This is a genomic window from Shewanella sp. FJAT-51649 (genome assembly GCF_019457435.1).
In the GTDB taxonomy this organism is placed as follows: Bacteria; Pseudomonadota; Gammaproteobacteria; order Enterobacterales; family Shewanellaceae; genus Shewanella; species Shewanella mangrovisoli.
This window is the reverse complement of record NZ_CP080411.1, coordinates 2,872,897-2,889,293: the sequence shown is the minus strand read 5'-3', so window position 1 is coordinate 2,889,293 and position 16,397 is coordinate 2,872,897. Positions and strand designations below refer to the sequence as shown.

General features: G+C 46.6%; 15 protein-coding genes and 8 tRNA genes. 19 read left to right on the top strand and 4 right to left on the bottom strand.

What is annotated here, in order from left to right; translation table 11 throughout:
• Positions 1 to 28 precede the first annotated feature (28 nt).
• Entirely contained in the window at positions 29 to 697 is a 669-nt protein-coding gene (gene rnt / locus K0H59_RS12850; protein ID WP_220053340.1) for a ribonuclease T, read from the bottom strand.
• Positions 698 to 839: 142 nt separating this feature from the next.
• Here rnt and motY point away from each other — a divergent pair, with 142 nt between their 5' ends.
• Positions 840 to 1,712: a flagellar protein MotY gene (gene motY, locus K0H59_RS12845; protein ID WP_011717449.1), complete on the top strand. Its 873-nt coding sequence runs from the start codon at positions 840 to 842 to the stop codon at positions 1,710 to 1,712.
• A 122-nt stretch (positions 1,713 to 1,834) separates the two neighbouring features.
• On the opposite strand, the gene K0H59_RS12840 is transcribed toward motY, so the two are convergent.
• Positions 1,835 to 2,242, bottom strand: coding sequence for an Rrf2 family transcriptional regulator (locus K0H59_RS12840; protein ID WP_220053339.1), 408 nt, complete (start codon positions 2,240 to 2,242; stop codon positions 1,835 to 1,837).
• A gap of 116 nt (positions 2,243 to 2,358) precedes the next feature.
• Here K0H59_RS12840 and K0H59_RS12835 point away from each other — a divergent pair, with 116 nt between their 5' ends.
• The 18 genes from K0H59_RS12835 (at position 2,359) to K0H59_RS12750 (ending at position 14,023) form a co-directional block, all read left to right on the top strand.
• Positions 2,359 to 3,258, top strand: a complete 900-nt coding sequence (locus K0H59_RS12835; protein ID WP_220053338.1) for an NAD(P)/FAD-dependent oxidoreductase — start codon at positions 2,359 to 2,361, stop codon at positions 3,256 to 3,258.
• Positions 3,259 to 3,955: 697 nt separating this feature from the next.
• Positions 3,956 to 6,136, top strand: a complete 2,181-nt coding sequence (locus tag K0H59_RS12830) for a prolyl oligopeptidase family protein (protein ID WP_220053337.1) — start codon at positions 3,956 to 3,958, stop codon at positions 6,134 to 6,136.
• A 170-nt stretch (positions 6,137 to 6,306) separates the two neighbouring features.
• The gene (gene ybgC / locus K0H59_RS12825; RefSeq protein ID WP_011626519.1) at positions 6,307 to 6,708 is read left to right on the top strand and encodes a tol-pal system-associated acyl-CoA thioesterase; all 402 of its coding nucleotides are present in this window, start codon (positions 6,307 to 6,309) and stop codon (positions 6,706 to 6,708) included.
• A complete protein-coding gene (gene tolQ, locus K0H59_RS12820; RefSeq protein ID WP_011626518.1) occupies positions 6,698 to 7,384 on the top strand; it encodes a protein TolQ in 687 nt (228 codons plus the stop codon). Before ybgC ends, tolQ begins: the two co-directional genes overlap by 11 nt.
• Positions 7,384 to 7,818 (top strand): protein TolR, encoded by a 435-nt coding sequence (gene tolR / locus K0H59_RS12815; protein ID WP_011623130.1) that lies wholly within the window; start codon positions 7,384 to 7,386, stop codon positions 7,816 to 7,818. Before tolQ ends, tolR begins: the two co-directional genes overlap by 1 nt.
• A complete protein-coding gene (gene tolA / locus K0H59_RS12810; protein ID WP_011717445.1) occupies positions 7,819 to 8,841 on the top strand; it encodes a cell envelope integrity protein TolA in 1,023 nt (340 codons plus the stop codon).
• A 9-nt stretch (positions 8,842 to 8,850) separates the two neighbouring features.
• Complete coding sequence (gene tolB, locus K0H59_RS12805) at positions 8,851 to 10,179, top strand: Tol-Pal system beta propeller repeat protein TolB (protein ID WP_011717444.1); 1,329 nt, start codon at positions 8,851 to 8,853, stop codon at positions 10,177 to 10,179.
• A 46-nt stretch (positions 10,180 to 10,225) separates the two neighbouring features.
• On the top strand, positions 10,226 to 10,762 hold the full coding sequence (gene pal / locus K0H59_RS12800) for a peptidoglycan-associated lipoprotein Pal (RefSeq protein ID WP_011717443.1): 537 nt from the start codon (positions 10,226 to 10,228) through the stop codon (positions 10,760 to 10,762).
• 24 nt (positions 10,763 to 10,786) lie between these two features.
• A complete protein-coding gene (gene ybgF, locus K0H59_RS12795; protein WP_220053336.1) occupies positions 10,787 to 11,539 on the top strand; it encodes a tol-pal system protein YbgF in 753 nt (250 codons plus the stop codon).
• A gap of 142 nt (positions 11,540 to 11,681) precedes the next feature.
• Positions 11,682 to 11,757 (top strand) — tRNA-Lys (locus K0H59_RS12790).
• Between the two features lie 54 nt (positions 11,758 to 11,811).
• A tRNA-Lys gene (locus K0H59_RS12785) sits at positions 11,812 to 11,887 on the top strand.
• Positions 11,888 to 11,922: 35 nt separating this feature from the next.
• Positions 11,923 to 11,998: transfer RNA gene (locus K0H59_RS12780), tRNA-Lys, on the top strand.
• 36 nt (positions 11,999 to 12,034) lie between these two features.
• Positions 12,035 to 12,110 (top strand) — tRNA-Lys (locus tag K0H59_RS12775).
• 35 nt (positions 12,111 to 12,145) lie between these two features.
• A tRNA-Lys gene (locus tag K0H59_RS12770) sits at positions 12,146 to 12,221 on the top strand.
• 34 nt (positions 12,222 to 12,255) lie between these two features.
• Positions 12,256 to 12,346 (top strand) — tRNA-Lys (locus K0H59_RS12765).
• Between the two features lie 35 nt (positions 12,347 to 12,381).
• Positions 12,382 to 12,457: transfer RNA gene (locus tag K0H59_RS12760), tRNA-Lys, on the top strand.
• 159 nt (positions 12,458 to 12,616) lie between these two features.
• A tRNA-Lys gene (locus tag K0H59_RS12755) sits at positions 12,617 to 12,692 on the top strand.
• A 167-nt stretch (positions 12,693 to 12,859) separates the two neighbouring features.
• Positions 12,860 to 14,023 (top strand): DcaP family trimeric outer membrane transporter, encoded by a 1,164-nt coding sequence (locus K0H59_RS12750; RefSeq protein ID WP_011717441.1) that lies wholly within the window; start codon positions 12,860 to 12,862, stop codon positions 14,021 to 14,023.
• 58 nt (positions 14,024 to 14,081) lie between these two features.
• Here the strand turns inward: K0H59_RS12750 and K0H59_RS12745 are convergent, their stop codons facing one another.
• Together K0H59_RS12745 and K0H59_RS12740 are read right to left on the bottom strand one after the other, a co-directional pair.
• On the bottom strand, positions 14,082 to 14,342 hold the full coding sequence (locus tag K0H59_RS12745; RefSeq protein WP_011072684.1) for a GrxA family glutaredoxin: 261 nt from the start codon (positions 14,340 to 14,342) through the stop codon (positions 14,082 to 14,084).
• Positions 14,343 to 14,402: 60 nt separating this feature from the next.
• Positions 14,403 to 16,175, bottom strand: a complete 1,773-nt coding sequence (locus tag K0H59_RS12740; protein WP_220053335.1) for a DEAD/DEAH box helicase — start codon at positions 16,173 to 16,175, stop codon at positions 14,403 to 14,405.
• Positions 16,176 to 16,397 lie beyond the last annotated feature (222 nt).

Here is a 16,397-nt window from a genome sequence, read left to right as displayed (position 1 = left end):
TTATTGGACGGTCGATAAGCATTAACGCTTATTCCTCACCATCTGCATCCTCTGACTTACCCGCGGCTAATAATGGCCAACCACCTAACTGCTTCCAGCGGTTGACGATATGGCAAAACAGCTCTGCGGTGCGCTCGGTATCGTAAAGTGCTGAGTGAGCCTCTTTATTATCGAAGGGGATCCCCGCCATGATGCAGGCTTTGGCCAGCACGGTATGGCCAATCGCTAAGCCCGCGAGTGTTGCAGTATCAAAGGTGGCAAAAGGGTGGAAGGGGGATCGTTTTAAGTCACAGCGCTCAATCGCTTTACTCACAAAGCCATGATCGAAAGCGGCATTGTGCGCCACGATAATACTGCGGTGACAATCTGAGGCCTTCTGCGCCTTTTTAACGGCTTTAAAAATCTCTAAAAAGGCTTCTTTTTCGCTTACGGCACCGCGTAATGGATTGGTGGGATCAATACCATTAAAGGCCAGTGCCTCAGGTTCTAAGTTGGCGCCTTCAAAGGGTTCAATATTGAAATGCAGGGTTTTATCAATGCCGAGCAAGCCTTCATCATCCATTTTTAACAGCGTGACGGCTATTTCCAGCAACGCATCGGTTTGAGAGTTGAAGCCCGCGGTTTCGACATCTATCACTACCGGAAAGTAGCCTCGAAATCGGTGTTTCAATTTGTTTGCGTCGCTAATATCGCTCATTAAAGTACCCAAGAAAAATGATAGGGCGCTATTATGCTAAATGTACTAGGATGTGTCATGTTTGATTGGTGGTTTTATGAGCTAAAGGAACTAAAAAGTTTGCCGATAAAACTTTGTAACCGAATAAACACGAGTAAGGGCTATGTGGCGAAAACTGATATTAGTATCAATTTTATGCGTTCCAGCAACTGCAATGGCAGAGTTGCGCCACTATGTGGCCTCTTTGGGGGAGTCCCAATGGCGAGTCAGTCAAAACAGCCCCATCGTATGCCGTCTTGAGCATGATATTCCGTCCTACGGTAAAGCTATTTTCACCAGCGAAGCGGGTAAACAGTTAAATCTTAACTTTACCTTGGACATGTGGGTGAAACCGGACCAAGTCACACAGGCGACCTTGATGAGTCGCGCCCCCCAGTGGCGTCCTGGTGTGGTATCGAAAGAAATCACTTCATTACGTTACCAAAAATATTTTAATGGTGAAGTACCTAAGCGTGCCGCTTGGTCGATGTTGAGCGAACTGAGCCGTGGCATGGAGCCTACTTTTTATTATGCCGATTGGTATAACGAATCGAATAAAATTGCGGTAGGGCTGTCGGCGGCGAACTTTGGCCGTAAATATGCTGAGTTTAAGTCGTGCCTATCACACTTATTGCCATACAGTTTCGAGGATATCGCCTTTACCGTACTTAATTACGAAGAAGGCGGCACCGATTTAACCCGTTTCTCACAGCAGCAGCTTTCCCGCATTCAGGAATACTTGTCCTACGATCCGGATGTGGAGCTAGTGCTAGTCGATGCCTATACCGACAGTTACGGTGGCCGCTCCGTTAACCAAAAAGTCTCGGACAAGCGCGCTGAATCGGTAAAAGATTTCTTTGTCGCCAGTGGTATTCCGCAGGATAGAATAGTCACAGTCGGCCATGGTGAGCGCCGTCATGTGGCGTCGAATGATGATATTGAGGAGCGAGCACTCAACCGCCGCGTCGTTATCCGGATCAGTAAGCCGCTGATGTGATATTTGGCTCTAAGTTCTAGTTTCGTTTAGTTTAAATACACCTCATTTAAACCAACAATGCCAAGTCTTCGGACTTGGCATTGTTGGTTTCTTTCTTCTCACAGTTTATGCGTTCATTATACCTATTGAGTAAACGCCAATTTATCTAAGGTGATCTCACCAAATCGTTGCAGTAACAATGACTCGGCTTCTTGCATCACGTCCTTTAATGCGTCGTTGACGGCTATTTCAATAGGGCAGTTATTGTGTTCATCAGTCAGGCCAATCGTAAACAAGGCACTGTCTCCTAGTGCTTGATGAATTTCCAACAGAGTGATCTTGGCAAGTGGTTTTGCCAAAGCCCAGCCGCCAGCATGCCCTTTACTTGAGGTGACATAACCTTGATCTCGCAGTAGCGCCATTGTTCGGCGAACCACCACGGGGTTAGTTCCAATCATTTCGGCCATTTTTTCGGAAGTGAGCTGCGTTGCAAATGCATCTAAATGCACAAGAATGTGTAATACACGCGATAATCGACTGTCTTTTCTCATACAACACCTATGGCTATTTCGTCGAAGCATATCATGAAACTTTTGAAGTTACATGTGTTGATTCTCACAATATTATCATGTAACAATAAAAGTTACACAAATGAAAGGGGTGATTTATGCAAGTCGAAATTGTCATTATTGGTGGTAGTTTTGCTGGGTTAGCAGCCGCTTTGCAATTAGCAAGGGCGCAGCGAAAGGTTGTGGTCATTGATGCTAATCAACCACGGAATAGGTTTGCCCATGCCTCACATGGGGTGTTTGGCCTAGATGGTAAGACGCCAGCGGAAATAAGAACGACTGTCCTTGCACAGTTGGAGCAGTATCCAAGTTTTTCGTTGCAGGAAACGCAAGCCATTGGTGTCGAACAAACACAAACGGGTTATGCGGTCTTAACGGCTGACGGTATGAATATTCGTTGTCAGAGGTTGATTTTAGCTATGGGTATTCAAGATACATTGCCAAATATTGAGGGGGTAGCGACATATTGGGGGAAAGCCGTTGCTCACTGTCCTTATTGCCATGGTTATGAATTGCGGGGCAAATCCTTGGGGGTTCTGGCAAGTAGCGAATTAGCCATGCATCAAGCCCTTATGCTGCCTGATTGGGGGCCGACGACATTATTTACGCAACAAGCCTTTGTTCCCAACGATGTTGAACGTCATGCCCTTGCCAAACGGCAAGTGCAAATTGAAACCACCCCAATAGTTTCAGTGCATGGTGATGGTGAATTACTCACCCACGTGGTACTCGCAGATGGGCGCATGGTTGCATTACAAGGTTTATTTGTTGCGCCGCAAATCCAGTTACCAACGCCTCTGATTGATATGTTAGGTTTAGCGCTTGAAGCAGGCCCATTTGGAAATATTGTTAAAGTGGATGCGCAGAAGGAAAGCTCTTTGTCTGGGGTGTTTGTTGCAGGTGATCTATCCAACCAGATGCAAAGTGCAACACTTGCCATCGCCTCGGGAACTATGGCGGGAATAGCGGCTCACCGTAGCCTTATTTTTACTTCCTAACTGACAAGTGCTCATTTTGGTGCTATAGACGCACGTTAATCCGATTGTTTATAGCGTCTCACAGTGGATTACTATTTGTCATGGTTTGCTGTTGTGGGACTTAGGCTGAACACGATTCTTGCCATATGGCTTGTATCGCGTGTGGTTCTCGGGGATTTTTATGTAACAAAAAACGACTGAAAATCGCTAGAGTTTAGCTGTGTGTTTGAATCGAGATAAAAAAAAGCCCGCTTAAACTAAGCGGGCCGCAAAAAATGCATTTGCAATCAACAAATTGAAGGAAGGAAGTCAAGCATAAGAACCAGGGATGAACTGACATCTTAAAAAGACACCAGTTTAAAAGTTCTTTGTTTTCCATATCCGCTAGCGGATATCTCCTGAAAACAAGCACATTCTAGTGTGTCCCAAAGGCTCAAGCAAACGAGAAAAATTGCCCTGACACATTAGCAAAACTAATGGATAATTAAGTGATCTGGCTCACTTAAGTCACTATTTAGCTTGATTAACAACTTGTCAGTCAGAATTAATGCATAAAAATACACTTCAATAAACTCATCATTGCTACCACTTTGTTAAATCTTGCCTCTTAGCGAGAAAAGCTCATCTTTTGCTGTGGCATTGCCATGAAAAATTTTGCTTGTATAGTACTTGCTGCAAAAGAGCGTTAAGCCGGACATCACCAAAAGGACGATAAAAGATGGCATTAAGATTTCGCCTTGCCCAGCAAGGTTTATTAGTGGCCACATTGGGCATGGCGTTGGCCGCCTGCCAGAGTGGCAATACGCCAGAAGAGGCCGCACAGCAGGTCAGCGCCAACAAATTGGTTTACCCTGAAACCCGAAAAGACAACTTAGTCGAGACGATTCACGGTGTTGCAGTGGTGGATCCTTACCGTCACCTTGAAGAAAACACGCCAGAAACCGAAAGCTGGGTAAAAGAACAACAGGCCTTTGGTCAAGCATACTTGGCGAAGATCCCCAACAAACAAGCCGTGGTTGACCGTATCACAGAGCTGTGGAACTACGAGAAAATCTCAGCTCCTTTCGAGAATGGCGATAACCAGTTTTATTACCGTAACGATGGTTTACAAGCGCAATCTGTACTCTATGTAAAAGGCAAAGACGGCGTTGAGAAACCTGTACTGGATCCAAATGGTTTTTCAGCCGATGGAACTGTGGCGCTTTCCGGCGTATCTGTCAGTAATGACGGCAAGATTTTAGCCTATGGAGTGTCTAAGTCAGGCTCTGACTGGCAGCAGTGGCAGTTTATCGATATTGCCACGGGTAAAAAGCTTAAAGATGAACTCAACTGGATTAAATTCTCCAGCGCAGTGTGGGATAAGGAAAACCAAGGTGTTTTCTATGCCCGTTACGATGCGCCCGCGGGCGGTGATTTACTGGCCGATGTGAATTTTAATCAAAAAGTGTATTACCACAAATTAGGCACTGATCAGCGCCAAGATTTATTGATTTACGAACGCCCACAAAATAAAGATTGGGGCTTCGGCATCGATGTGTCTGAGCAGGGCGAATATTTACTGTTGTCAATTTCCCAAGGCACAGACAAACGTAATCGTTTCTTCTATAAATCACTGTTTGAACCTAAAGCGCAGGTGGTGGAATTAATCCTTAACCTCGAAGCGGAATATGAGTTTTTAGGTAATGATGGCGCCGTATTTTATTTCAAGACCGATTTAGATGCGCCAAACGGTAAAGTGATTGCCATCGATACCCGTAATAGTGATAAATCCCAGTGGCAAACCATTATTCCAGAATCGAAAGATCCTATTAATAAAGTGGCCATTATTAATGACCATTTAGTCGTGAGTTATTTGCACGATGTATTGGGGCAGTTATCGATTTTCAGCATGGGCGGACAAAAGCGTCAGGATGTCACTTTACCTGGTAAAGGTAATGTCGCCGGACCTTTCGGCAAGGCGAGCAAAGACTATTTCTACTATGTCTTTAACAGCTATATTCAACCCGAAACTACTTATAAGTTCGATTTTAAAACCGCAGAGTCGACAGTGGTCGCTAAGCCGCAGGTGTCGTTCAATCCCGATGACTATGTGTCTGAGCAAGTGTTCTACACCAGCAAGGACGGTACTCGCGTCCCTATGATGGTGTCCTACAAGAAGGGGCTGGTGAAGAATGGTCAAAACCCAACGCTGCTCTATGCCTATGGTGGTTTTGCGATTTCAATGACGCCGCGTTTTAGTCCTGCCAACATCGCTTGGTTAGATATGGGCGGCATTTACGCCGTACCAAGTTTGCGTGGCGGCGCGGATTACGGTGAAAGCTGGCACCAAGCAGGGATGTTCGATAAAAAGCAAAATGTGTTTGATGACTATTTTGCGGCGGCCGAATACCTAATCAACGAAAAATACACCAACAGCACTAAGTTAGGTGCCTATGGTCGCAGTAACGGTGGTTTGTTGATGGGCGCTGCTGTCACTCAACGCCCAGAACTGTTTGCCGCTGTGTTACCGGCCGTGGGTGTGCTGGATATGCTGCGCTTCCACAAGTTCACTATTGGCTGGGCTTGGACCAGTGAATACGGTAGTGCCGACAACGCTGAGCAATTCCCTGCGTTATTGGCTTACTCGCCTTACCATAACGTTAAAGCGCAGGCCTATCCTGCAACTATGGTGATGACGGCCGATCACGATGACCGCGTGGTACCGCTACACAGCTTTAAGTTTGCCGCCATGATGCAAGAGAAGCAGCAGGGCGATAAACCCGTCATTATGCGCATTGAGTCCAATGCAGGGCACGGTGCGGGCAAACCGACGGCGATGAAGATCGACGAGTTTGCCGACATTTACAGCTTCCTGTGGCAAAGCTTCGGGCTGACATTGCCGCAAACTCTCGCAAAATAGCGAACTATGTTAATGAAATGGGGTCGTTTGACCCCATTGTTATTTACAAATCCCTCAATTGCGCTGAAACCCGCGCTATCCCTATCTATATCTTCGTCGGGTCATTCACAAGTCTTGTTTCCCTAGGTATAGTAAGCGTCAATTTTTCAACCAAAATTTGCTGATTTCAAATGACGTTTAATTGGCCCATTTCAGTCTATTACGAAGACACCGACGCAGGCGGCGTTGTCTATCATTCGAACTATCTCAATTTTTTTGAGCGGGCGCGAACCGAGTGGTTAAGAGCCTTAGGCGTAAGCCAGACTGCACTGTTAGCCGATGATACGGCGTTTGTGGTTAAGCGGGCGGAATTGGATTTTAAAAAAGCCGCGCGTTTTGAACAGAACCTTATTGTAGAAACTAAGGTCATAGAGTTGAAAAAGGCCTCGTTGGTATTTCATCAACGTTTGGTTGATCATCAGGGAGACTGTTATTGTGAAGGTACAGTGCTAGTGGCCTGTGTTGCCTTATCACGAATGCGGCCCCGAGCTATTCCCTTAAATATTGTGCAGGAGTTTGACAGTGCAAGCTGATATGTCGATTGTTGGGTTATTTTTACAAGCCAGTTTATTAGTGAAATTTGTGATGTTCACTTTACTTTGCTTGTCTGTAATGTCTTGGACGGTGATTTTACAACGCCGTAGCTTATTGACATCTGCAAAAAGTAAATCGGCAAAATTTGAAGATAAATTTTGGTCAGGCGTTGATTTAAACCGTCTGTATAAAGAATTATCGGCTCGTCCAGATAATACTGGCTTAGAGTCATTATTTGTGACGGGTTTTAAAGAATATTCACGTCTAAATAAATTAAATAGCAAAGTACCAGATGCGGTGATGGATGGGACTTCACGTGCCATGCGAGTCACCTTATCCCGTGAATTAGAAAAGTTAGAGGCCAACTTACCTTTATTGGCAACTATTGGTTCGACTAGCCCTTATATCGGTTTGTTTGGTACGGTATGGGGTATTATGAATTCATTTATCGCTATCGGTTCAATGGAAAACGCGACGCTTGCCATGGTGGCGCCAGGTATTGCAGAAGCTCTGATTGCAACCGCAATGGGTCTGTTTGCGGCAATCCCAGCAGTTATCGCTTATAACCGTTTTGCCACCCAAGTTGAAAAACTGGAAATCGGTTACGCTAACTTTATGGAAGAGTTTTCTAGCATCCTGCATCGCCAAGCGTACAGTGAGAAGGAAGGCGTATAATGCAAGTCGGTTATCAGCGTAAACGTCGTCGCCCCGTTGCCGAAATCAACGTGGTGCCTTATATCGACGTCATGCTCGTGCTGCTGATTATTTTCATGGTAACAGCGCCGATTGTGACCCAAGGGGTGAAAGTGGAGCTGCCGCAAGGTGCCGCCGAAGTGCTGCCTGCGGACAGTAAGCCGCCAGTAGTAGCGTCTATCGATGCCGACGGCGCTTATTTCCTCAATCAGGGCGGTTCCAATAACGAAGAGATGGAATTGGATGAGTTAGCCACCGCCGTTGCGGCGATCATGGTGACTGAGCCTGAGCGCCCAGTGGTGGTGAAAGCCGATAGAAATATTCCTTACGATAACGTGATCCAATTGATGGTGACCCTGCAGCAGGCAGGCGTTCCTTCAGTCGGTTTGATGACGGATTCACCCAAGGAGAAATAGGTGGCGGATAATTCAAATGTTGCATTACCTCTGTCGATTTCAGCAGGTATTCATATTGGCGTGATAATTATTCTGGCTATTGGCATAGATTTCACCCATAAACCTGAACCTGTGCAACAAGTTAGCGCCCCTGCAGTAAAAGCTGTTATGGTTGATCAGCAAAAAGTGGCTAATCAAGTTGAAAAGCTTAAGCAGGAAAAGCGCGATGCCGAGCGCCGCGAACGTGAGCGCCAAGCCGAACTTGAACGCAAAGCACAGGAAGCAAAGCAAGCCCGTGAGCGTGAACAAGCACAGTTGAAGAAACTGGCGGAAGAACGTAAGCAGCAGGAAATTGAGACCCAAAAGGCCAATGATGCCGCGAAAGCCGCGCAGGTGAAGCAGCAACAGGAAAAGGAAAAAGCGCAGAAAGCTGAAGCCGACCGCAAGCAGAAGGAGCAAGAACGTAAACTTGCTGAAGATGCAGCCCAAAAAGCGGCGGAAAAACGCAAAGTAGAAGAGGCCGCAGCCGCGAAAGCCGAGGCTGACCGTAAGCAGAAGGAAGCCGAAGCCAAGGCGAAAGCAGAAGCTGACGCTAAGGCCAAAGCGGAGGCAAAAGCCAAGGCCGATGCTGAAGCGAAAGCAAAAGCCGAAGCTAAGGCAAAAGCGGATGCTGAAGCCAAGGCGCGTGCTCAGCAAGAGCAGGAAATGGCCGATGCGTTAGCCGCCGAGCAGGCAGCGTTATCGCAAACCATGAATAAGCAAATGCAAACGGAAGTGGGTAAATACACCGCGATGATTAAATCGACGATTCAACGTAACCTAGTGGTTGACGAGTCGATGCGCGGTAAAACCTGTACCGTTTCTGTGCGTTTAGCCAATGATGGTTTTGTGATCAGCAGTCAGACGCAGGGTGGCGATCCTAATGTGTGCCGTGCAGCAAAAGCGGCGATCTTAAAAGCGGGCAAGTTACCAGTGTCTCCGGATCCTGCGGTTTATAACTTGATGAAAGAAATTAACTTAATCGTTGAACCAACGTTTAATTAAAGGAGTCCCATGAAAATTTTGGCAAAATGGTTAGCATTGGCGGTTCTGCTTTGCACTATGCCGGCAAAAGCGGCGCTGGATATTGTGATCACTGAGGGTGTGGATGCGGCGCGTCCAATCGCAGTGATGCCATTCCAATGGCAAGGTGCGGGTGCGCCACCTCAGGCGATCGCCGATGTGGTGATGTCTGACTTAATTCGTAGCGGTACCTTCAAACCATTAGATGAATTAGGGTTACCACAACGTGGTATCGGTGCATTAGCTCAGTTTGACGCGAGCGCGTGGGCCAATGTGGGTGCCGAAGCCGTCGTAGTGGGTTCGGTAAAACCCTATGGTACGGATCAGTTTTTGGTGAGTTTTGACCTTATCGATTTGGTTAAAGCGCAAAACCAAGCGCTAAAAGGGCCGACCAGTGCGACAGAATTTTTGATGGACAGTCGCCAAACTGTGATTTCTGCGGCGCAGTTCCGTCAATATGGCCACCGGATTAGCGATATCGTCTATGAGAAGCTGACCGGTATTCGTGGCGCTTTCTTAACCCGTATTTCCTACGTGGTGGTGAATCACACTCAGAAAGCCGCTTATTCACTGATGATCGCCGACTATGACGGTTACAACGAGCAAATGTTACTGCGCTCTCCAGAACCGCTGATGTCGCCTTCTTGGTCGCCTGATGGTCGTCGTTTAGCTTATGTAAGCTTTGAAAACAAAAAGGCTGAGATTTTTGTTCAGGATCTTTACACCCAAGTACGTACAAAGGTGAGCAGCTTCCCAGGCATTAACGGTGCACCCACTTTCTCGCCCGATGGTAAATCCTTGGCTGTGACCCTCTCAAAGGATGGTCAACCTGAGATTTACGTTATCGATATCGCCACTAAGGCAGCAAAACGTATTACCAACCACTATTCCATCGATACTGAGCCATCTTGGTATCCCGATGGCAAGTCATTGTTGTTTACCTCCGAGCGCGGTGGTAGACCACAGTTATATCGTGTAGATTTAAATTCAGGCAAAGTGACCCGTGAAACCTTTGAAGGTGAATGGAATTTAGGTGGTTCAATTACCCCTGATGGTCGTAGCATGATTTTTGTGAATCGCACAAACGGTAAATTTAATATTGCACGTATGGATTTAAGTACGCGCTTTATGCAGGTGCTGACATCGACACGTTTGGACGAATCTCCAAGTGTGGCCCCTAATGGTACTATGGTGATTTATGGCACTACGTATCAAGGCAAGCAAGTTTTAGCAGCTGTTTCTACGGACGGACGCTTTAAAGCGAGATTACCGGTAGGTCAGGGTGAGGTGAAATCACCTTCTTGGTCTCCGTTTCTCTAATGTATTAGCTCGATTTATTCACATTTAATTTTATAAGGAACAGATAATGGATCTGAACAAGTTGTTAAAAGCTATGTTGGTAGCACTTCCAATTATGGCTATTAGTGCGTGTAGCTCAACTTCTGAATCAGAAACTGATGCAATGGGCTCTACAAACGGTTCTGGTAGCGAACTGAATGGTGGTGGCGTTCAAACTGGCGGTATTGGTGGAATGTTGTCACCTGAAGAGCAACAACGTCAGCAACTCGAGCAGTTGAGAAAAGAACACATCATTTACTTCGACTTCGACCGCAGTGAAGTTCAAACTGAATTCGCCGCCGTACTCGAAGCCCACGGTACTTATTTAGTTGAGCACCCAAGCGTACGCGTATTGATTGAAGGTCATGCCGACGAGCGTGGCACGCCAGAATACAACATCGCACTGGGTGAGCGTCGTGCTAAAGCTGTTGCTAAATACTTACAAGGCATGGGTGTACAACCTAGCCAAATGAGCATCGTAAGCTATGGCGAAGAAAAGCCACTTGACTTCACTCGTACCGATGAAGGTTTTGCTAAAAACCGTCGTGCAGTTTTAGTTTACTAAGATTGAATTACGGAGAGTAACTAGATGAAACGTGCCGTCTTAATTACGGCAATGTTCTTCGGCGCAGGAGCTGCAGTGGCAGCTCCTGCTCCTGTTGAAGATATTGCTGGTGGTTCAGGTGATGACAGACTTGCTCGTTTAGAGCGCATTGTAAAATCGAGACAACAAAGCGAAATTGATATGCAGCGCCGTCTGGATACTTTGCAGCAAGAAGTTCTCGACTTACGTGGTTTGACCGAACAACAGAATTACCAAATAGAGCAGATGCAACAACGTCAGCGTCAGCTTTACGATGAAATTGCCAATTTATCCTCCAAAGCTGCTGCCGCGCCAGCTGCTTCTACTCCTTCAACGCCCGCTGCTGTGGCAGCAACCGCCAATGCCGCCGCCAGTAGCCTAAGTGAAACGGCCAGCTACGAAAGTGCGGTGAACTTAGTGCTGAAAGAGCGCAAGTATGATGATGCTATTCCAGCGTTTCGTGCCTTCATTAAACAGTATCCAGATTCAGTCTATGCTGCCAACGCCAACTATTGGTTAGGACAGTTACTGTTTAATAAGAGTGAATTTGCTGAAGCCAAACAAGCCTTCAACACCGTCGTGACTCGTTTTAGTGATTCCAACAAACGTGGTGACAGTCTAGTGAAGCTTGGCATGATCGCAGAGAAAACCGGTGATAAAGCCGGAGCGACTCAATACTACCAACAAGTAGTAAAAGACTACGCCAACAGCGCTGCAGCACGCATTGCACAACAGCAATTGGCTGCAATTAAAGCATAATTAACTAAAAAACATACTCTTAGTCTGTTTTTCATGCAAACGACAAAAAATTGGGAATTTACGCTTGCATGGGAAAATGAAAAAGGTATTATAGGCGCCCTCGGAACGGCGAGGTCGTTCGGGGCGCAAAATACCAGTAAATGGGTCGTTAGCTCAGTCGGTAGAGCAGTTGGCTTTTAACCAATTGGTCGAAGGTTCGAATCCTTCACGACCCACCACTTACTCTAGTAAATAGAATAAGTTAGCGGTATTTGAAGTGTTGTAAATAAGATGGGTCGTTAGCTCAGTCGGTAGAGCAGTTGGCTTTTAACCAATTGGTCGAAGGTTCGAATCCTTCACGACCCACCACTTTTCTGGAAGTGTAAAATTCAGAGTCCTTAGATGGGTCGTTAGCTCAGTCGGTAGAGCAGTTGGCTTTTAACCAATTGGTCGAAGGTTCGAATCCTTCACGACCCACCACTTTTCTGAGAGTGTAAAATTCAGAGTCCAATAGATGGGTCGTTAGCTCAGTCGGTAGAGCAGTTGGCTTTTAACCAATTGGTCGAAGGTTCGAATCCTTCACGACCCACCACTTTTCTGGAAGTGTAAAATTCAGAGTCCTTAGATGGGTCGTTAGCTCAGTCGGTAGAGCAGTTGGCTTTTAACCAATTGGTCGAAGGTTCGAATCCTTCACGACCCACCACTTTTCTGGAAGTGTAAAACTCAGAGTCCTAGATGGGTCGTTAGCTCAGTCGCTTATTTTATAAAGCTAGGGCAGTTGGCTTTTAACCAATCAGTCGAATGGTTTAAATCCTTCACGACTCGCCACTTTTCTGAGAGTGTAAAATTCAGAGTCCTTAGATGGGTCGTTAGCTCAGTCGGTAGAGCAGTTGGCTTTTAACCAATTGGTCGAAGGTTCGAATCCTTCACGACCCACCACTTTTCTGGAAGTGTAAAATTCAGAGTCTTAGATGGGTCGTTAGCCTGTCGCTTATTTTATAAAGCGAGGGTAGTAGGCTTTTAACCAATCAATCGACTGGTTTAAATTCTTCACGATTCGCCACTTTTCTGAGAGTGTAAAATTCAGATTCCTTAGATGGGTCGTTAGCTCAGTCGGTAGAGCAGTTGGCTTTTAACCAATTGGTCGAAGGTTCGAATCCTTCACGACCCACCACTCTAAAATTCCCTAGTAAACTCCTCTTTAGCTTGCAATCCCAAAGTATTTTCGCGTTATATTCAGCATTTTCTACTTTTGTCTCATAGACTTATTGCCAATGTTGCTCGCTTGTTAAATTGTCCATATTGGCTGCGGACAAATAATAACAACTGGGGAAACATAAAATGAAACAAGCAAAACTTAGCTTGCTTTACTCTGCAACCTTATTGGCATTTATGGGCTCTGCCAATGCGGCTTCTTTAAAAAATACTGACGTTGAATTTGGTGGCTATATCAAGGCGGACGTGATGTTCAGCGATTATGGCAATGGGGCACCCGATTCGGGGGATTTATCCCGTCAGTTTTACGTGCCGGGTACCATTTACGGTAAAGACGGCAACGGTAACCAAGTGGTGGATTTCCAAGCCCGTGAAACGCGATTCAATTTTAAGGCGGCAACGGATCTTGATGGCCATAGCTTGTCGGGCTTTATTGAACTGGATTTTATGACCCACACCGATGGCAATGAGCGGGTGTCTAACAGCTATTCACCACGTATCCGCCATGCCTATGTATCCTATGATAATTGGACCGTAGGTCAAACCTGGACCACTTTCCAAAACCCTGCAGCTCTGCCCGAAAACCTCGACTTTGTGGGTGCTGCAGATGGTACGCCCTTTGTGCGTCAATCGTTACTGCGTTATACCCATGGCAACTTCCAATTTGCGATAGAAAACCCTGAAACAACGGTAACTCCGAATCAAGGTGGCGCACGCATCACCAGTGGTAATGGTGTCGTGCCTGATGTGGTGGCGCGATATAATCTCAAGACGGACGGCGGCGCCTCATTCTCATTTGCGGGTATTGCTCGTCAACTCAATTTAGAAACCAAAATCGGTGCGACCCAAATCGATAGTTCGAGCTTTGGCTACGGCGCCAGTGTGGCGGGGATTATCCCCATTGGTAAAGATGATCTGCGCTTTACCGCAACCTATGGTGACGGTTTAGGGCGTTATATGGCGCTTAACTACATTAATGCGGGTGTGTTAGATGCGAGCGGCGATATTGAATCCATTCGTACCTTCGGCGGCTTTGTGTCTTACCGTCATTGGTGGAACGAGCAGTGGCGCACCAGTGTAACACTCTCTGGTATGCAAGCGGATAATGATGTGGCTTTAACAGGCACTGGGGTGAATAAGGATGCTTATTCTGGCTATATCAACCTGTTGTATTCCCCTAGTAAACCACTGACCTTTGGGGTGGAATATATGTACGCCCAAAACAGTAAAGAGAATGGTGATGATGGCGATTTAAGCCGGATCATCTTTTCGGCGAAGTATGTGCTCTAACGTTTGATGTAATAAATAAAAAGGAGACCTCAGGTCTCCTTTTTATTTGGTATTGGGATTAACCTAATAGGTTGTTATCGCGAACATATTGTTCGAAATCGGTGCAACCACCTACGTGTTTTTCATCAACGAAAATCTGTGGCACAGTTTCGACTGGCTTGCCGACAGTTTTCTCGAGATCCGCTTTAGAAATCCCTTCGGCGTGAATATCCACGTATCTAAATTTAAAGTCATCACGTTTTTCAACGAGTTGCTCTGACAGTTGTACTGCTCGCACGCAATAAGGACAGCCTGGACGGCCAAAAATAACAACGTACATAATAGCTCCTTAGGATTACTTTAAGCGTTTTATACCATAGCGCTAACCGAATTGATAATGTCAGATGTGTTTATTTTCAGTTTGATAGCGCCCTTGGTAATCGAAATAGCTTTCGAGCAGATCCCAGCCTTTTTTATGCTTTTTCAGCAGTAACAGATCTGGCATCCGAAAGGCGGCGCTATCGGCAATCAGCTCAGACACTTTTTTGTATTGCTTAGGTTTAAGGCCCGGCGTGCGACTATGGGGGAAAATAAACAGCGCATACAAGGCACGCCATTGGGCGGGCGTTTGCAGTTTAAAGCGTCGATTAAACTCGTTTCCTTCAATGTCCAGATATTGCACCTTAAGATCGCCCGCATCATCCATTAACGTCATATGCTGGCAGCGGAACAGATGATGGTGCTGCTTGTTCAATACTTGCTTAAGGCGTTTGTCGGGGTCGATTAAGGTCGACTGGCAATGCTGGCAAATACGCGCCGCTATGTCGTTCTCTTGCCCGCAATCGGGACAGGATTTAGACCTAAATCGAAAGTCACATTGCTGCTTTTGCCCATGATGCTCGACTATGCCCTGACAGCGACGGCCAAAGTGTTCGATAATATCGCCATCATTGTCGGTTAATCCCCAAAAGATATTGGCAAACTGGCAGACAGGGCAGTGCACTTGTACCGGAACCGACTTGCTATTTGGCTTAGCTTGGCCGACTTCTGGAAAATACAAATCATAGCCATTGGCTGCGTAATCAATCACTAAACAATCTTTTTTACCTTCACAGATCCTAAGACCTCGGCCAATCATTTGCTGAAACAAACTCACCGATGCGGTGGGGCGTAATATCGCAATCAAATCCACATGGGGCGCATCGAATCCGGTGGTCAATACCGCCACGTTGACGAGGAACTTAAGCTCTCTGGCTTTAAAGCGCTCGATAAGTTCATCACGTTCATTATCTGGCGTCTGCGCCGTGACGATTGCTGTTTGCTCGCAGTGCTCCTTGTTGAGCTGGCTGACAATTTCTTCAGCATGGCGCACTGTCGCCGCGAAAATAATGATCCCCTGGCGATGGTGACTCAGCTCAATCAGTTGCTTCACAATCGCCGTTGTCGCGCGTCCGGCGTGATTCAGCAGCGCATTGACTTGGGTCTCGGGATATTCGCCATTGTCATTGGGCTTGATTTGGCTGAAGTCATATTGAGCGCTTAAACCATCAAACAAGGTGGGTGCGGTTAAATAACCTTGTTTAATCAGCGGACGGATAGGGAGCTCGAAAATACACTGCTCGAAGATCCCAAGTTCAGGCGAGCCTACTTTGCCGTGGTAGTGGTGTTTGTAAATCCAACCTGTCCCGAGCCGATAGGGAGTGGCCGTTAGGCCTAATAACCTCAGCTTGGGATTACGCTGCTGTAAATGACTTAAGATCTGCTGATATTGGCTGGTTTTTTCGAGGCTGACTCTGTGGCACTCATCGATAATCACCAATGAGAAGGGCTCATCGAATTGATTTAATGCACGCGCGGCGGATTGGATGCTGGCCACGACGGTTTTGCCGTCAGTCGATTTTTGATTTAACCCAGCGGAGTAAATGCTGGCCTCAGTCGTCAGTAATCCCACTTTTTGCGCGTTTTGGGCAACCAGTTCCTTCACATGGGTTAAAACCAGCACTCGTCCTCTGGCGATGCGGGCAAGCTCGGCAATAACGATACTTTTCCCGGCTCCCGTTGGTAGGACTAACACGGCGGAATCGGTGCTTTTTTTAAAATGCGCGATGGCGGCATCGACGGCTTGTTGCTGGTAATCCCTGAGGGTAACGTTTGGGCTGGAATTAACTGACACGCTGCTAGGTATTCTTGGTCGATTGAGTTTGGCGCCAAGCTTAACACAGAACCAAAAAAATGCCCCTTGGTTGGAGGGGCAACTAAGAGAAAGGGGCAATCAGGCACTTTCTCAACAGGGTTTGCTTCATTTAAAGGAACCTGTACTCGACGGAGCAAGGTTCAAACGTACAGGAGCTAAAGCTGCGCTTAACCGTGATAAATCACGATTAAGCGCGGGATA